The organism is Mycobacterium sp. E2238, assembly GCF_001672665.1.
In the GTDB taxonomy this organism is placed as follows: domain Bacteria; phylum Actinomycetota; class Actinomycetes; order Mycobacteriales; family Mycobacteriaceae; genus Mycobacterium.
Genome location: NZ_LZKF01000181.1, coordinates 1 through 15,235, shown reverse-complemented (window position 1 = coordinate 15,235; position 15,235 = coordinate 1). Strand labels below are relative to the sequence as shown.

The 15,235-nt window shown below is 68.0% G+C and carries 15 protein-coding genes and 2 tRNA genes; 11 read left to right on the top strand and 6 right to left on the bottom strand.

What is annotated here, in order from left to right; translation table 11 throughout:
* The 3 genes from A5711_RS16285 to A5711_RS16275 form a co-directional block, all read left to right on the top strand.
* A partial coding sequence (locus tag A5711_RS16285) for a glutamate--tRNA ligase family protein (protein WP_231987022.1) occupies nt 1-728 on the top strand: 728 nt, incomplete at its 5' end.
* Nucleotides 729-885: 157 nt separating this feature from the next.
* Nucleotides 886-957, top strand: a tRNA-Gln gene (locus A5711_RS16280).
* 72 nt (nt 958-1,029) lie between these two features.
* Nucleotides 1,030-1,102 (top strand) — tRNA-Glu (locus tag A5711_RS16275).
* A gap of 7 nt (nt 1,103-1,109) precedes the next feature.
* Here A5711_RS16275 and A5711_RS16270 read toward each other — a convergent pair.
* Both A5711_RS16270 and A5711_RS16265 read right to left on the bottom strand, forming a co-directional pair.
* Nucleotides 1,110-1,622, bottom strand: a complete 513-nt coding sequence (locus tag A5711_RS16270) for a pyridoxamine 5'-phosphate oxidase family protein (RefSeq protein ID WP_067948235.1) — start codon at nt 1,620-1,622, stop codon at nt 1,110-1,112.
* Nucleotides 1,623-1,691: 69 nt separating this feature from the next.
* Nucleotides 1,692-2,393, bottom strand: coding sequence for an IclR family transcriptional regulator (locus A5711_RS16265; protein ID WP_067948233.1), 702 nt, complete (start codon nt 2,391-2,393; stop codon nt 1,692-1,694).
* A gap of 78 nt (nt 2,394-2,471) precedes the next feature.
* On the opposite strand from A5711_RS16265, the gene leuC reads away from it, so the two are divergent.
* From leuC to A5711_RS16250, 3 genes are all read left to right on the top strand, one after another.
* Nucleotides 2,472-3,905, top strand: a complete 1,434-nt coding sequence (leuC, locus tag A5711_RS16260) for a 3-isopropylmalate dehydratase large subunit (protein WP_156744967.1) — start codon at nt 2,472-2,474, stop codon at nt 3,903-3,905.
* Between the two features lie 24 nt (nt 3,906-3,929).
* Nucleotides 3,930-4,526: a 3-isopropylmalate dehydratase small subunit gene (gene leuD / locus A5711_RS16255; RefSeq protein ID WP_067948231.1), complete on the top strand. Its 597-nt coding sequence runs from the start codon at nt 3,930-3,932 to the stop codon at nt 4,524-4,526.
* A 212-nt stretch (nt 4,527-4,738) separates the two neighbouring features.
* Nucleotides 4,739-5,365 (top strand): HU family DNA-binding protein, encoded by a 627-nt coding sequence (locus A5711_RS16250; RefSeq protein WP_067948229.1) that lies wholly within the window; start codon nt 4,739-4,741, stop codon nt 5,363-5,365.
* Between the two features lie 69 nt (nt 5,366-5,434).
* On the opposite strand, the gene A5711_RS16245 is transcribed toward A5711_RS16250, so the two are convergent.
* The 3 genes from A5711_RS16245 to cofC all read right to left on the bottom strand — a co-directional run bounded on the left by A5711_RS16245 (nt 5,435) and on the right by cofC (nt 9,394).
* Nucleotides 5,435-6,376 (bottom strand): NUDIX hydrolase, encoded by a 942-nt coding sequence (locus tag A5711_RS16245; protein ID WP_067948227.1) that lies wholly within the window; start codon nt 6,374-6,376, stop codon nt 5,435-5,437.
* A gap of 85 nt (nt 6,377-6,461) precedes the next feature.
* Nucleotides 6,462-8,651 (bottom strand): RNA degradosome polyphosphate kinase, encoded by a 2,190-nt coding sequence (locus A5711_RS16240; RefSeq protein ID WP_067948226.1) that lies wholly within the window; start codon nt 8,649-8,651, stop codon nt 6,462-6,464.
* 89 nt (nt 8,652-8,740) lie between these two features.
* The gene (gene cofC / locus A5711_RS16235) at nt 8,741-9,394 is read right to left on the bottom strand and encodes a 2-phospho-L-lactate guanylyltransferase (RefSeq protein WP_067948225.1); all 654 of its coding nucleotides are present in this window, start codon (nt 9,392-9,394) and stop codon (nt 8,741-8,743) included.
* Nucleotides 9,395-9,506: 112 nt separating this feature from the next.
* Between cofC and A5711_RS16230 the strand changes: the two genes are divergently transcribed.
* Entirely contained in the window at nt 9,507-10,526 is a 1,020-nt protein-coding gene (locus A5711_RS16230; RefSeq protein WP_067948223.1) for an NAD(P)H-dependent glycerol-3-phosphate dehydrogenase, read from the top strand.
* Nucleotides 10,527-10,603: 77 nt separating this feature from the next.
* On the top strand, nt 10,604-11,716 hold the full coding sequence (locus tag A5711_RS16225) for a D-alanine--D-alanine ligase family protein (protein WP_067948221.1): 1,113 nt from the start codon (nt 10,604-10,606) through the stop codon (nt 11,714-11,716).
* On the opposite strand, the gene A5711_RS16220 is transcribed toward A5711_RS16225, so the two are convergent.
* Nucleotides 11,713-12,234, bottom strand: a complete 522-nt coding sequence (locus A5711_RS16220) for a DUF3515 domain-containing protein (protein ID WP_082953420.1) — start codon at nt 12,232-12,234, stop codon at nt 11,713-11,715. The two genes, A5711_RS16225 and A5711_RS16220, sit on opposite strands and share 4 nt — an antisense overlap.
* Nucleotides 12,235-12,431: 197 nt before the next feature.
* Here A5711_RS16220 and A5711_RS16215 point away from each other — a divergent pair, with 197 nt between their 5' ends.
* The 3 genes from A5711_RS16215 to A5711_RS16205 are packed head-to-tail and all read left to right on the top strand — an operon-like array spanning nt 12,432 to nt 15,049.
* Nucleotides 12,432-13,394, top strand: a complete 963-nt coding sequence (locus A5711_RS16215) for a thiamine-phosphate kinase (RefSeq protein ID WP_067948217.1) — start codon at nt 12,432-12,434, stop codon at nt 13,392-13,394.
* A gap of 9 nt (nt 13,395-13,403) precedes the next feature.
* Entirely contained in the window at nt 13,404-14,117 is a 714-nt protein-coding gene (locus A5711_RS16210; protein ID WP_067948216.1) for a uracil-DNA glycosylase, read from the top strand.
* A 5-nt stretch (nt 14,118-14,122) separates the two neighbouring features.
* Nucleotides 14,123-15,049: an NADP-dependent oxidoreductase gene (locus A5711_RS16205; protein WP_067948237.1), complete on the top strand. Its 927-nt coding sequence runs from the start codon at nt 14,123-14,125 to the stop codon at nt 15,047-15,049.
* Nucleotides 15,050-15,235 lie beyond the last annotated feature (186 nt).

Genomic DNA, 15,235 nt, shown 5'->3' with positions numbered 1-15,235 from the left:
CAACGGTATTGGGGGAGGGGACCAAGAAACTCTCCAAGCGCGACCCGCAGTCGAATCTGTTCGCCCACCGCGACCGCGGCTTCATCCCCGAGGGGCTGCTGAACTATCTCGCGTTGCTCGGCTGGGCGATCGCCGACGACCACGACCTGTTCAGTCTCGACGAAATGGTCGCCGCGTTCGACGTCGTCGACGTCAATTCCAACCCGGCCCGCTTCGATCAGAAGAAGGCCGACGCCCTCAACGGTGAGCACATCCGCATGCTCGAGCCCGCGGATTTCGCGCGCCGGCTGCGCGACTACTTCGACGTCCACGGACATCGCGTCGGATTGGACGGCGCGGCGTTCGCCACCGCCGCCGACCTGGTCCAGACGCGCATCGTCGTGCTCGCCGACGCGTGGGACCTGCTCAGGTTCCTCAACGACGACGAATACGCCATCGACCCCAAGGCCGCCGCCAAGGAGCTCGGTCCGGACGCCGCCGCGGTGCTGGACGCCGCGCTGGCGGCGCTGGACGGCGTGACGGACTGGACCACGGCGCAGATCGAGGCCGCCCTCAAGGGTGCGCTCATCGAAAGCCTCGGCCTCAAACCGCGTAAGGCGTTCGGTCCGATCCGGGTGGCCGCCACGGGAACGACGGTCAGCCCGCCGTTGTTCGAATCGCTGGAGCTGCTCGGCCGTGACCGCAGCGTGCAGCGGCTACGCGCCGCACGCGAAACGGTCGCCGGATAGGCCCTAGACCTCGCGGGCCTCGCATGCGGATTGTCCCGAGAGTCTTTGGTAGTCTGCACTGCGGCTCACAAAGGCCGACAACGGTTGGCGGCAGCGGTCTTCCGAGCAGCTCGATGCGGCTCCAAATGACCGTTGACCAGCGGTTTTAGGCAGCCAATGGGGTATGGTGTAATTGGCAACACAGCTGATTCTGGTTCAGCCATTCTAGGTTCGAGTCCTGGTACCCCAGCAAAATCTCGCCACCTCAAGCGATTAGGTGGGGTTTGGAGCGTGAGCTATGCTGACTCTCCGGATCGTGTCCGGCCCCGTCGTCTAGCGGCCTAGGACGCCGCCCTCTCACGGCGGTAGCGTGGGTTCGAATCCCATCGGGGCTACAAAAAATTATTGGCCGGTGCCCAGCACTGCCGGTGCGGTGGATCCACCCACGGGCATGGCCGGCAGACCGAGTTTGCGGTGATCCCACGAGCGGGCGCGGTGGGCGACGATTCGCACGCAGACGCGCTTGTTCATCATCTGCTCGACGAACGGCTTCATCTCGTCGGTGTAAGGCCCGGTGTAACGCTCGAACACGCTGACCCCGACCCGGTGTGCGACGTCGGGGTCGTCGACGATCTCGGCGACGCCCTCGAACGACACGCCACGCAACGTGTCATAGGTGTCGCCGTCCTCGATCAGGAAGCTCACCCGGGGATCGCGTTTGAGGTTGACCGCCTTCTGCGACTTGGCCTTGGTCTCGAGCCAGATCTCGCCGTCCACGACGGCGTACCACATTGCGGTCAGGTGCGGCTGGCCGTCGGGGCCGACGGTGGCCAGCGTGCCGGTGCGGCTCTTGACGACGAAGTCGGCGATTTCGTCATCGGACATGACGATGCTCGCGCGCTGATTGGTTCCCATGGCGGTCAGTCTGTCAGGCCCCGTGCGCTCGATTGTGCGCCGGTCGCGAAGGAAGCATCCACGCGACGGTCAGAGCCGGCGGGTGAGCGCTTCGGCCGCGGCCAGTAGATCGGCGGCCCAGCGCGCGCCGGGACGCCGGCCGATGCGGTCGACGGGTCCCGACACCGAGATTGCGGCGATCACGGCACCGCGGCTGTCGCGCACGGGAACCGACACGCTCGCCACCCCGGGCTCGCGCTCGGCCACGCTTTGTGCCCAGCCGCGCCGGCGCACTTCGGCCAGCGTGCGCTCGGTGAATTTCGCGGACGGTAGCACCGCTTTTTGCGTCGCCGCGTCGCTGTGGGCCAACAGCACCTTGGCGCCCGAGCCCGCCGTCATCGGCAATCGCGCCCCGACCGGGACCGTATCGCGAAGGCCCGCAGCCGGTTCCAGGGCTGCCACACAGACCCGTTCCGTGCCCTCGCGGCGGTACAGCTGCACGCTTTCCCCGGTGGTCTCGCGCAGCAGGGGAAGCACCCCCGCACTGGCGGCCAGCAGCGGATCGTTGACATGGGCGGCGAGCTCGGTGACGGCCGGACCGAGTCCCCAGCGGCCTTCGTCGTCGCGGGCCAGCAGGCGATGGATCTCCAGCGCTGCGGCCAGCCGATACGCGGTGGCCCTGGGCAATCCGGTTCGTTCGCACAGTTCGGCCAGTCCGCATGGGGATTGGGCAACGGTGTGCAGGACATCCACAGCTTTGTCGAGTACGCCGATGCCGCTATGCTGTCTCACAAGGAGATACTAGCGTCTCGCACTCTGAGATCACAGCCCATGGTCGATCGGCGAGCCGCGGATGAGGAATTGAGGCGAATGCAGATGGGATCCGGCAAGCCGCGCACCCTGGCCGAAAAGGTCTGGGACGACCACGTTGTGGATAAAGGGAGCGACCCCGAACACGGGGGGGCGCCCGACCTGATCTACATCGATCTGCATCTGGTGCACGAGGTCACCAGCCCGCAGGCCTTCGATGGGCTGCGGCTGGCCGGCCGTCCGGTGCGACGGCCCGATCTGACACTGGCCACCGAGGATCACAATGTGCCCACTGTCGACATCGACAAGCCGATCGCCGACCCGGTGTCGCGCACCCAGGTCGAAACGTTGCGCCGCAACTGCGCCGAATTCGGCATTCGCCTTTATCCGATGGGCAATATCGAGCAGGGCATCGTGCATGTCGTCGGGCCGCAATTGGGTCTGACCCAACCGGGAATGACCGTTGTCTGTGGTGATAGTCACACGTCGACGCACGGCGCATTCGGCGCACTGGCAATGGGCATTGGCACCTCGGAGGTCGAGCACGTGCTTGCCACGCAGACGTTGCCGCTGCGGCCGTTCAAGACGATGGCGGTCAATGTCGAGGGCGAATTGCCCGCCGGGGTGACGGCCAAGGACATCATTCTCACCTTGATCGCCAAGATCGGCACCGGCGGCGGTCAGGGGCACGTCATCGAATACCGCGGCAGCGCCATCGAATCACTGTCGATGGAAGGCCGGATGACGATCTGCAACATGAGCATCGAGGCCGGCGCCAGAGCGGGCATGGTAGCCCCGGACGCCACCACCTTTGAATTCCTGCGCGACAAACCGCACGCGCCGCAGGGGGCGCAATGGGACGCGGCGATGCGCTATTGGCAGGAGTTGCACACCGACCCCGGTGCCGTCTTCGACACCGAGGTCCGCCTCGACGCAACATCGTTGAGTCCGTTCGTGACGTGGGGAACCAATCCCGGTCAGGGAGTGCCGCTGGCCGCGGCCGTGCCCGACCCGGAGCTGATGGCCGGTGACGCCGAGCGGCAGGCCGCCGAGAAAGCCTTGGCTTACATGGACCTTCGGCCGGGCACTCCGATGCGCGATATTGCGGTCGACACCGTGTTCGTGGGCTCTTGTACCAACGGTCGTATCGAAGACCTGCGGGTGGTCGCCGACGTGCTGCGCGGCCGCAAGCTGGCGCCCGGAGTGCGGATGCTCGTGGTGCCCGGGTCCATGCGGGTGCGGGCGCAGGCCGAAGCCGAAGGGCTGGGCGAGGTTTTCACCGCAGCTGGCGCCGAATGGCGACAGGCGGGCTGCTCGATGTGCCTGGGAATGAACCCGGACCAGCTGGCGCCGGGTGAGCGGTGCGCGGCCACGTCGAACCGCAACTTCGAAGGGCGCCAGGGGAAAGGCGGCCGCACGCATCTGGTGTCACCGGCCGTAGCCGCCGCGACGGCGGTTCGCGGCACATTGTCCGCCCCGGCCGATTTGAACTGACCCAATCGAGAAGAAGAGATGAGCATGGAAGCATTTCACTCCCACACCGGTATCGGCGTGCCGTTGCGGCGGTCCAATGTCGACACCGATCAGATCATTCCGGCGGTGTATTTGAAGCGCGTCACCCGAACCGGTTTCGAGGATGGGTTGTTCGCCAGCTGGCGCTCGGATCCCTCATTCGTCCTCAACCTCAGTCCCTTTGACCGTGGGACGGTCCTGGTCGCCGGCCCCGATTTCGGGACCGGCTCGTCCCGCGAGCACGCGGTGTGGGCGCTCATGGACTACGGGTTCCGGGTGGTCATCTCGTCTCGATTCGGTGACATCTTCCGGGGCAACGCCGGGAAGGCGGGTCTGCTGGCGGCCGAAGTTTCTCAGGACGGCGTGGAACTCCTTTGGAAGCTCATCGAGCAGAGTCCGGGACTGGAAATCACTGCCAATCTTCAAGATCGAAATATCACCGCCGGAACGACGGTGTTGCCGTTCAAGATTGACGACCACACCGCATGGCGATTGCTCGAAGGCCTCGACGATATAGCCCTTACGCTGCGGAAACTCGACAAGATCGAATCTTACGAGGCCGCCTATCCGCAGTGGAAACCGCGCACTCTGCCCGCCTCCTGAACGGTCGAGAACGCCGGAATTTCTTCTCGCTCACCTAACTAAACCGGGCCGATTTCCCAGTCCCGCCACCGGTCAAGGGCGGCAACCGGATTGCGAAACGTCGGATTGTCCGACCCTGAAATTGCGCGTGGCTCTTGGAAATTTGCTGGGTGAGGGTTTACCGTGTGCACTAGTCGGTTCAAATCGAGGACCACTAGCGTCGGAGGGATTGGATGAATAAGGCAGAGCTCATAGATGTGCTCACTCAAAAATTGAACACCGACCGTCGGCAGGCAACCGCCGCCGTCGAGAACGTCGTCGACACCATTGTGCGTGCCGTGCACAAGGGCGACAGCGTCACCATTACCGGGTTCGGTGTTTTCGAGCAACGGCGCCGCGCGGCCCGCGTGGCCCGCAACCCGCGTACCGGCGAGACGGTGAAGGTAAAGCCGACCTCCGTCCCGGCGTTCCGCCCCGGTGCTCAATTCAAAGCGGTTGTCTCTGGCGCACAGCGTCTCCCGTCGGAAGGACCTGCAGTGAAGCGTGGTGTAGTGGCAAGCGGCGCGGCCAAGAAGACCGCCGCCAAGAAGGCTCCCGCCAAGAAGGCCGCGGCGAAGAAGACCGCCGCCAAGAAGGCCCCGGCCAAGAAGGCGGCGACCAAGGCCCCGGCCAAGAAGGCCGCGACCAAGGCCCCGGCCAAGAAGGCCGCGACCAAGGCCCCGGCCAAGAAGACCGCGGCGAAGAAGGTCGTGGCGAAGAAGGCTCCGGCCAAGAAGGCCGCGACCAAGGCGCCGGCCAAGAAGACCGCGGCGAAGAAGGCTCCGGCCAAGAAGGCCACCGCGCGTCGCGGTCGCCGTTAAGGCAGCAGCCGAGTTCTCAACGCGAATACCCTTCGGGCCGCAGTGGTGCGCCCGAAGGGTATTCGCGTGTCAGGCCCGCACGTTGGCGGCCAGCGCGCCGCCGATGTGGTCGGCGGCCACCAGCCGGCCACCTGATAGTGAAAGCACCCAGGTGCTGCCCTTGTGGTTGCGCGACTTGTCGGGACGTATCCCGTCCCGCTCGCACCACCACGCGATCAAGTCCGGAATCACCTTGCCCTGAGTGCAAATGACCGGTGTGCCTTCGTGCTCGGCGATCTCGAGCATTCGGTGCCGGCCGCGTTTGGGGCTCTTGCCGTACGCCTCCTCGGTGAGGGTCGGCTCGTTGTGCACCGTCACGCCCAATTCCTCGGCCAGCGGTTCCACCGTCTGGTGGCAGCGCAGGCGGTCGGCCGCATACACGTCGGTGGCGCCGAACGCCAGCAGCTGCGGAACCAGTGCCTCGGCCTGCGCGCGCCCGCGTTTGTCCAGCGGTCGCTGGGTGTCGTCGCCCTTGAACCGTGATTTCCGTCCCGCCGTGCCATGTCGCACCACCACCACCGAGCGGGTGTCGGCAGGGTGCTTCATGAAGTGGCGCAACATCTTTCGGTCATGCGAATAGCTCAGTCTCTTCAGCGCGTCGGGTATCGGCAACCACACCAGTTCGTCGACCTCGTTGCCGGGGATGAAGTCTCCGCCATGGCTGCGCGCCGCCCAGTAGTAGACCTTCTTGACGCCCGCCTCGATCGGGTAACTCACCATGTCGAGCCGACGGCCCAGGACCGCATGCTGCCCCGTCTCCTCGCACACTTCCCGCACCGCGGCGACGGGCGCGGTCTCGCCCGGATCCACCTTCCCCTTCGGCAGCGACCAGTCGTCGTAGCGGGGGCGGTGGATCACCGCGAGCTCGAGGCCGGGGTTGGAGGAATCGGTCGGCCGCCACAAGACCGCGCCGGCGGCATAGACGATCCGGCTTCCCGGACGCCGAGCGGTGGACGAGCTCTTGGTCGGCAACTCAACTCCTGCAGGTCAATTCGGTCGGGACCGCGCACACGTTTGCGGTGCGGCCGGAAGACCACCGTAAATCACCACGCAGAGGCTACGGACTGCGGTGTCGCTCCATCAACGACACTTGATGGTCGCGCACGGTGTGGCCGTCGTGCGGTGACGCGATCCACTGTCCGTCGGGCCCCAGCTCCCAGCACCGGGTGGACGGGTCCAGCGCGGACTCGAACAGGTCGTCCAGATATGAGGTCAGCCTGGGATCCTTCACCTGAACCAGCGCCTCGACGCGGCGGTCGAGGTTGCGGTGCATCATGTCCGCGCTGCCGATCCAAAACTCGTTGATGCGATTGAAATGCATGATGCGGGAATGCTCGAGGAAGCGGCCGAGAATCGAGCGCACCGCGATGTTCTCCGAGAATCCTTCGGCGCCGGGGCGCAGCGCGCAGATGCCGCGCACCACCACCTCCACCCGCACGTCCGCCATCGACGCGCGGTAGAGCGCGTCGATGACCTGCTCGTCGACGAGCGCATTCATCTTGAGCCGGATCCGGCCGCCGCCGTGTTCGCGGTGGGCGGCGATCTCGCGCTCGACGCGTTCGATGATGCCGGTGCGAATCCCGTGCGGGGCGACCAGAAGGTTGCGGTAGGAGACCTTGCGCGAGTAGCCGGTAAGCGAATTGAACAGGTCGGTCAGATCGGCCCCGATCTCGGGAGAGGCTGTCAGCAGACCGACGTCTTCGTACAGTCGCGCCGTCTTTCCGTTGTAGTTGCCGGTTCCGATGTGGCAGTAGCGCCGGATCGCCGAGCCCTCGCGCCGGACCACCAGGCAGGTCTTGCAGTGCGTCTTGAGCCCGACGTACCCGTATACGACGTGCACGCCCGCCTGCTCCAGCGTTCGCGCCCAGCGGATGTTGGCCTGCTCGTCGAAGCGCGCCTTGATCTCCACGAGCGCCACCACTTGCTTGCCGGCCTCCGCGGCGGCGATGAGCGCCCGAACGATCGGCGAATCGCCGGATGTGCGGTACAGAGTCTGCTTGATCGCCAGCACATTCGGATCGGCGGCGGCCTGCTCGATGAATCGCTGCACGCTGGTGGAGAACGACTCATACGGATGATGAAGCAGCACATCGCCTTCGCGCAGCGTTGCGAAGATGCTCCTGGGCGTCTCGCGGTCGACGAATGCGGGACTGGTGGCCGGGACGAATGCCGGGTCTTTCAGCGCCGGCCGGTCGACGCTGTAGACCTGCCACAACGACGAAAGGTCGAGTAGGCCCGGCACCTCGATGACGTCACCCGGGTTCACGTCGAGTTCGCGCAGCAGCAGTTCCAGCATGCTCTCGGTCATGTCGTTGGCGACCTCGAGTCGCACCGGCGACCCGAACCGCCTGCGCGCCAATTCCCGTTCCAGCGCTTGCAACAGGTCTTCGTCGCGGTCCTCTTCGACCTCGTAGTCCGCGTTGCGGGTGATGCGGAAGGCATGATGCTGGACGATCTCCATGCCAGGGAACAGCACCGGCAGGAAGGCCGCGATCAGCTCTTCCATTGGCAGGTAGCGAATTATGGTGGGGCCTTCGCCGTCATCGGTCTCGCGCGCGCCCAGTTCGACGAAGCGATCGACGTTGTTGGGCACCTTCACTCGCGCGAAGTGCTGGCCGCCGTCCTCGGGCTGGCGCACCATGACCGCCAGGTTCAGGCTCAGGCCACTGACGAACGGGAAGGGGTGAGCGGGATCGACGGCGAGCGGCGTGAGAACGGGAAAGACTTGTTCGTGGAAATAGGTGGACAGTTCATCGCGCTCGCTCTGATCCAAATCGGCCCACGTGACTATATGTATGCCTTCCTCGGCGAGCGCCGGTCGCACCGAATCGAGAAACACCCGCGCGTGCCGGGTCGCGATCCGCTGCGTCTGCTCACCGATCAGGGCCAGTTGCTCGCGCGGCGTCAGGCCGTCGGCGGAGCGCACCGACAGCCCCATCTCGTCGCGGCGCTTCAGGCCGGCGACCCGGACCATGTAGAACTCGTCGAGGTTGGAGGCGAAGATCGCCAGAAACTTGGCCCGCTCCAACAATGGCAACGAGCTGTCGGCGGCCAGCGCCAGCACGCGGGCGTTGAAGTCCAGCCAGCTCAGCTCCCGGTTGAGATAGCGGTCCTCCGGCAGGTCGGTCAGCGCGGAGGGCGTCGCGGCGGGCGGCGCTGCCACGGCCGAGTCGCCTTGATGCCACAAGTTCTCTTCGGGGCGCGCCTCAGCTTCGGTTTCGGTCACCCTGCGATCATTGCTCATCACTCGCCGATGCTGCTAGCGCTCGGCGGACATCCATTCGCCGTTGGGCCGACGTTCACCGCGTGGACAGGTACGCCGCGTCGCCGGTCGAGTCAGTGCTGGGCGAGCGCACGGGCGGTGGCCGCGCCCACCCCCAGCCGGCGTGCGGTGGCGAGGTCGTCGGGAGTGTCGACGTCGCAGCGCAGGCCCGGCCACGCACCGGTCAGCTCGATAGCACCCGAACGCCGGTGTCGCGCCGACGAATCGGAACCGAACTGCGGATCGAGCGGTGCGCCGAAGGCGAAGAGGGCCGCGGTTCCCGTGGCCAGCCGGTCGGCGACGAAGCTGCGCCGGTGATGACGCGCGGCGGCGATCGCCTCGGCCAGCTCCTGCGTCTGAAGCGCCGGCAAATCCCCCTGCAACGCAACGACATTCGGGAAAAAACCGCCGACGGCCCGTTCGGCGGTGGCGATGGCGTTGTTGAGCGGGTCGCCGTGCCCCTCGGGCGTCGGGTCGGCCAGCACCTCGGCGCCCAGCTCGGTCGCCGCGGCGGCCGCGGCCTCATCGGGCGTGATGACGGTGATCGAGCCCAACGATGCCACCCGGCCCGCGGCGGTCAGGGTGTCGATCAGCATGGCCAGCACCACGCTCTCCCGGGTGCGCGCCGAGAACACCGGGGCCAGCCTCGTCTTGGCCGCGGCCAAGCGTTTGACGGCGACGATCAGGGCGACGTCTCTGCCCGCTTCGTCGGCTCGTGTGCCGCTCATGAGATCTCATCCTGCCAGCGACCGGTGAACGCGGACGCGCTAGCTCGCGTGACGGCCGCTGATCTAGGGTGTATCGGCTGCAACACGCGGAGACGACAGACGGGGGTGGTGGATGGCCAGCTCGAAGGGCGCCATCGCGGTCATGGGTGCCGGGGCGTGGGGCACCGCGCTGGCCAAGGTGCTCGTCGAGGCCGGCGAACCCGACGTGGAGGTCATGTTGTGGGCCCGTCGATCCGAGGTCGCCGACCGGATCAACGCCACCCGCTCCAACCCCGACTATCTGCCCGGCGCGATACTGCCGGCGAACGTCCGCGCCACCACCGATGCGGCGGAGGCGCTGGGCTTTGCCTCGACGGTGCTGTTGGCGGTCCCCGCGCAGACGATGCGCGCCAACCTCGAAGGGTGGGCACCGCTGATAGCCGACGGCGCCACCCTGGTCAGCCTGGCCAAGGGCATCGAGCTGGGCACGCTGATGCGGATGAGCCAGGTCATCGTTTCGGTGACGGGTGTCGATCCGGCTCAGGTCGCGGTGGTCTCGGGGCCCAACCTGGCCAGCGAGATCGCCGAATGCCAGCCCGCCGCCACCGTCGTCGCGTGCAGCGACTCCGGGCGCGCGGTCGCCCTGCAGCGCATGCTGAACACCGGATATCTCCGGCCGTACACCAACAGCGATGTCGTCGGCACCGAGATCGGCGGGGCGTGCAAGAACGTCATCGCGCTCGCGTGCGGCATGGCGGCCGGCGTCGGGCTTGGCGAAAACACCGCGGCGGCGATCATCACCCGCGGTCTGGCCGAGATCATGCGGCTGGGCATTGCGCTCGGCGCCAAGGGCGCCACGCTGGCCGGGCTGGCCGGCGTCGGTGACCTGGTCGCGACGTGCACGTCGCCGTATTCGCGGAACCGATCGTTCGGCGAGCGCCTGGGTCGCGGCGGGACGATGGAATCGGCGATGCGGGCAGGGGAAGGGCACGTCGTCGAAGGCGTGACGTCCAGCGAGTCGGTGCTGGCGCTCGCGTCCAGTTACGACGTCGAGATGCCGCTCACCGACGCCGTGCACCGCGTCTGTCACAAGGGGCTGTCGGTGGACGAGGCGATGGCCCTGCTGCTGGGACGCAGGACCAAGCCCGAGTGACCGCGCCGCGACCGAAACCCCAGCTAGTGGCCCGCCGCCCGGCCCGCGGGCCGCGCAACCGGTAGCCTCTCCAGGTTGTGAGTGCCAGCGGAAGCCGCGTGCGCGTCGCCGTCGTCTTCGGTGGGCGCAGCAACGAGCACGCCATTTCGTGCGTGTCCGCGGGCAGCATCCTGCGCAATCTCGACCCCGAGCGGTTCGAGGTGGTCCCGATCGGCATCACTCCGCAAGGGTCGTGGGTGCTCACCGACGGGGACCCCGACGCGCTGGCCATCAGCGACCGGCGGCTGCCCGAGGTGACCGCGCAGTCGGGAACCGAACTGGCCCTGCCGGCGGACCCGCGGCGCGGCGGCCAACTGGTCTCCCTCTCGTCCGGGGCCGGCGAGGTCCTGGCGTCCGTCGACGTGGTGTTCCCGGTGCTGCACGGTCCGTACGGAGAAGACGGCACGATCCAGGGTCTGCTGGAGTTGGCGGGCGTGCCCTATGTCGGCGCCGGCGTGCTGGCCAGCGCGGCGGGCATGGACAAGGAGTTCACCAAGAAGCTGTTCGTCGCCGAAGGGCTTCCGGTCGGCCCGTACGCGGTGCTGCGCCCGTCCCGGTCGACCCTGCGACCCGTCGAGTGCGAGCGGCTGGGTCTGCCGGTGTTCGTCAAACCCGCCCGTGGTGGCTCCTCGATCGGCGTCACCCGGGTGGCGCGCTGGGACGACCTGGATGCCGCCGTCGCGGTCGCGCGTCGCCACGACCCGAAAGTGATCGTGGAGGCGGCGATCGTCGGCCGCGAGCTGGAGTGCGGCGTGCTCGAAATGCCTGACGGCACAATAGAAGCCAGCACGTTGGGTGAGATCCGGGTGGCCGGGGTACGCGGACGCGAGGATTCGTTCTACGACTTCGCCACCAAATATCTGGACGACGCAGCGGAATTGGACGTCCCGGCCAAGGTTGACGACGACATCGCCGACACCATCCGGCATTTGGCGATCCGGGCGTTCAACGCCATCGACTGTCAGGGTTTGGCCCGGGTCGACTTCTTCCTCACCGACGACGGGCCGGTGCTCAACGAAATCAACACGATGCCCGGGTTCACCACGATTTCGATGTACCCGAGGATGTGGGCGGCCAGCGGGGTGGACTATCCGACGCTGCTGGCGACCATGGTCGAGACGGCGTTGGCCCGCGGTGTGGGCCTGCGTTAACTAGCCGGGGTCCCCGGGTTGATCGGGACCGCCGCGATGGTGCGGTCGACCACCTCGGAGAGTTGCTGGATCGGCGTCGGGCCGGATCCCGAGGGCAGCGTGAGCGCCACATAGACCGGCCGATCCACGGTGTACCAGGTGGACCTGCCCGCATCACTGGCGGATTGCTGTTCGGGGCGCACGGCGAACCACTGCACGCGGTCGACGACCTGAATCGGAGATCCCACGACGAATTCCGCGGGACGGTCGAGTCCGCAGCGCAGCACGACGGGCTCGCCGTCCGGGCCGGCCCGCCATGCGGCGGCGCCGTGGGGCGCCGGTTGGGCGATGGGCGCGCGTTGATAATCGCCGAGCCGCTGCGGAAGCGCCCCGGCCAACGCCCGGCATGCGGGGCTGTCGGCCTGCGGCGCCGGTGCGGCGGGTACGGCGACCGGTTGCGGCGGCGCCTCACGATTCGCCGCGATCACCAGGATCACGCCGATCGCCACGACGGCCACCGCGACCGCGGCGATGATCATCGCGGCGGGCGGACCGGTGTCGGCGGCGGGGCGGGTATCGGGGTCGGTCGTCACCGCCGCGCACCTCCTATCTCTGGCACAGCGGTGCAGGGTTCTACACTGGCGCGGGCCGCTCGCGCGGGCAGTAGACCAACTTACCGCAGGTCGGCGACCCGACAGAGGCCCACGCGGGGGACCCAAGCGCCGGAGGAGGTGGCGTGCGCGACGACGCATCGGAACCCACACTGCAGCAGCTCGGGGAGTTCGCCGTCATCGATCGTTTGGTGCGTGGCCGTCGGCAGCCGGCGGCGGTGGCGGTCGGGCCGGGTGACGATGCGGCGGTGGTGCAAGCCAGGGACGGGCGCATCGCGGTGTCGACCGACATGCTGGTACAGGACCGGCACTTTCGGCTGGACTGGTCGACCCCCCGCGACGTCGGCCGCAAGGCGATCGCCCAGAACGCCGCGGACATCGAGGCGATGGGGGCCCGGCCGACGGCCTTCGTGGTCGCGTTCGGCGCGCCCGGTGACACTCCGGCGGCCGACGTCGACGGGCTGGTCGGCGGCATGTGGGACGAGGCGCAGCGCATCGGCGCGGGCATCGCCGGCGGCGACCTCGTCAGCTGCCCGCAATGGGTGATCTCCGTGACGGTGCTGGGTGACCTCGACGGCCGCGCACCGGTGCTGCGGTCGGGTGCGACAGCGGGCTCGGTGATCGCGGTCGCCGGTGAACTCGGCCGCTCGGCGGCCGGGCTTTCGTTGTTCGGCAAGGGGATCGAGGGGTTCGATTCGCTGCGCCGCCGGCACCTGGTTCCCCAGCCGCCCTACGGCCAGGGCGTAGCGGCGGCCGCTGGGGGAGCGCAAGCGATGATCGACGTCTCCGACGGCCTGATCGCCGACCTGCGGCACGTCGCCGAGGCATCGGCGGTAGCGATGGATGTGTCCACGGCGGCGCTCACCGCCGACCACGACGCACTGACCGCTGCGGCCGCCGCCGCGGGCGCCGACCCATGGTCGTGGGTGCTCGGCGGTGGTGAAGACCACGCCCTGGTGGCATGTTTCGCCGGTCCCGCGCCCGCCGGATGGCGGATCATCGGACGGGTTCTCGAGGGAAAGGCCGAAGTCCTTGTCGACGGGCACGAGTGGACCGGCTACGCCGGCTGGCAGTCGTATGACCGTTAGGGTGGCGCGATGAGCCTTGATGCTTCGAAAGGACCGGCGACGACGGCGCGGCCGTTGAGCGAACTCGTCGAGCCGGGGTGGGCGAGGGCGCTGCAGCCGGTGGCCGATCAGGTCGCCGCGATGGGCCAATTCCTGCGGGCCGAGATCGCGGCCGGGCGCAGGTACCTGCCGGCGGGGCCGAACGTGTTGCGCGCGTTCACTTTTCCGTTCGACGGCGTCCGGGTGCTGATCGTCGGGCAAGACCCTTACCCCACGCCGGGCCACGCGGTGGGCCTGAGCTTTTCGGTGGCCCCCGACGTGCGCCCGCTGCCGCGCAGCCTGGCCAACATCTTCGACGAGTACGCCGCCGACCTCGGGCATCCGCAGCCCTCGTGTGGCGACCTGACGCCGTGGGCCGAGCGCGGGGTGATGTTGCTGAACAGGGTGCTCACCGTGCGCCCGAGTAATCCGGCCTCGCACCGGGGTAAGGGCTGGGAGGCGGTGACCGAGTGCGCGATCCGTGCGCTGTCGGCGCGCTCACAGCCGATGGTGGCGATCCTCTGGGGCCGCGACGCGTCGACGCTCAAACCGATGCTGGCAGAGGGCAATTGCGTGGCGATCGAGTCGCCGCACCCGTCGCCGCTGTCGGCATCCCGGGGGTTCTTCGGATCGCGTCCGTTCAGCCGCGCCAACGAACTGCTCACGGGCATGGGCGCCGATCCCATCGATTGGCGGCTACCGTGACCGAGATGCGGGCTTTGCGGGCGCACCACCGGGGCGGCCCGGAGCAACTGGTGGTCGAGCGGGCGCCGGTGCCGGTCCCGGCCGCGGGCGAAGTCTTGCTGACCGTCCACGCCGCCGCCATCACGTTCGACGAGTTGACGTGGGAGGAGACCTGGACCCGCGACGGGGTGAGCCGGACGCCGGTGATCCCGTCGCATGAGGTGTCGGGCGTCGTCGCCGAGGTGGCCCCGGGTGTGACGGACTTCGCGCCCGGCGACGAGGTGTACGGGCTGATCCAGTTCGACCGGGACGGCGCGGCGGCCGAATTCGTCTGCGTCGCCGCGGGGGACCTGGCCGCCAAGCCGTCGACCGTGTCGCACGCCGCCGCCGCCGCGCTGCCGCTGGCCGGCCTCACCGCCCTGCAGGCCCTGGTGGACCACGCCGGCGTGCGGCCGGATGAGGCCGTGCTGGTGCACGGCGGCGCGGGCGGGGTGGGCGCCCTGACGGTTCAGCTGGCCGCGATGCTGGGCGCGCGGGTCACCGCGACGGTGCGCAGCGATGCCGGTGACCTCGTCCGGGGATTCGGTGCCGTCCGGGTGATCGACGTCCGCACCGAGACATTCGAAGACGCCGTCTACGACGTCGTGATCGACACCGTCGGCGGTGAGACGTTGGAGCGATCGTTTCCGGTGCTCCGCCCGGGTGGGCGGCTGGTCACCCTGTCGGCGCCCCCGCCCGCGGGCGCCGCCGACGAATATGGCGTCGCGGCAATCTTTTTCATCGTCACACCGAATCGGGATCAGCTGGCCGAGTTGGCGTCGCTGGTCGACAGCGGACAGCTGCGGGTGCAGATCGCCGAGACGTTCCCGCTCGAGCGGGGGCGCGAGGCGTTCGAAAGCGGCGGCCGCCCGGGCCGGCGGCCCGGCAAGACGGTCATCGTCGTTCGAGACTAGGGCGGGCCCTGTTCGGCCTTGCGCTTAATGCGTAATCCCTTGTGTCACTTGGGTTTCTTTGGTCACGACGCGGCCGTTTTTGTCGGTGGGTGTTCGTAGGGTTTGCGGTATGGGTGTCAGTGGTCGTGAGGAGATCGTCGAGGTGTTCGACGCGCTCGACCATGACGTGGACCGGTTGTGCGAGCT

Coding starts and splice junctions, on each gene's coding strand:
- A5711_RS16270 (WP_067948235.1), bottom strand. CDS start 1,622: ATGGGAACCAATCAGCGCGCGAGCATCGTCATGTCCGATGACGAAATC.
- leuC (WP_156744967.1), top strand. CDS start 2,472: ATGCAGATGGGATCCGGCAAGCCGCGCACCCTGGCCGAAAAGGTCTGG.
- leuD (WP_067948231.1), top strand. CDS start 3,930: ATGGAAGCATTTCACTCCCACACCGGTATCGGCGTGCCGTTGCGGCGG.
- A5711_RS16250 (WP_067948229.1), top strand. CDS start 4,739: ATGAATAAGGCAGAGCTCATAGATGTGCTCACTCAAAAATTGAACACC.
- cofC (WP_067948225.1), bottom strand. CDS start 9,394: ATGAGCGGCACACGAGCCGACGAAGCGGGCAGAGACGTCGCCCTGATC.
- A5711_RS16230 (WP_067948223.1), top strand. CDS start 9,507: ATGGCCAGCTCGAAGGGCGCCATCGCGGTCATGGGTGCCGGGGCGTGG.
- A5711_RS16220 (WP_082953420.1), bottom strand. CDS start 12,234: ATGATCATCGCCGCGGTCGCGGTGGCCGTCGTGGCGATCGGCGTGATC.
- A5711_RS16210 (WP_067948216.1), top strand. CDS start 13,404: ATGAGCCTTGATGCTTCGAAAGGACCGGCGACGACGGCGCGGCCGTTG.
- A5711_RS16205 (WP_067948237.1), top strand. CDS start 14,123: ATGCGGGCTTTGCGGGCGCACCACCGGGGCGGCCCGGAGCAACTGGTG.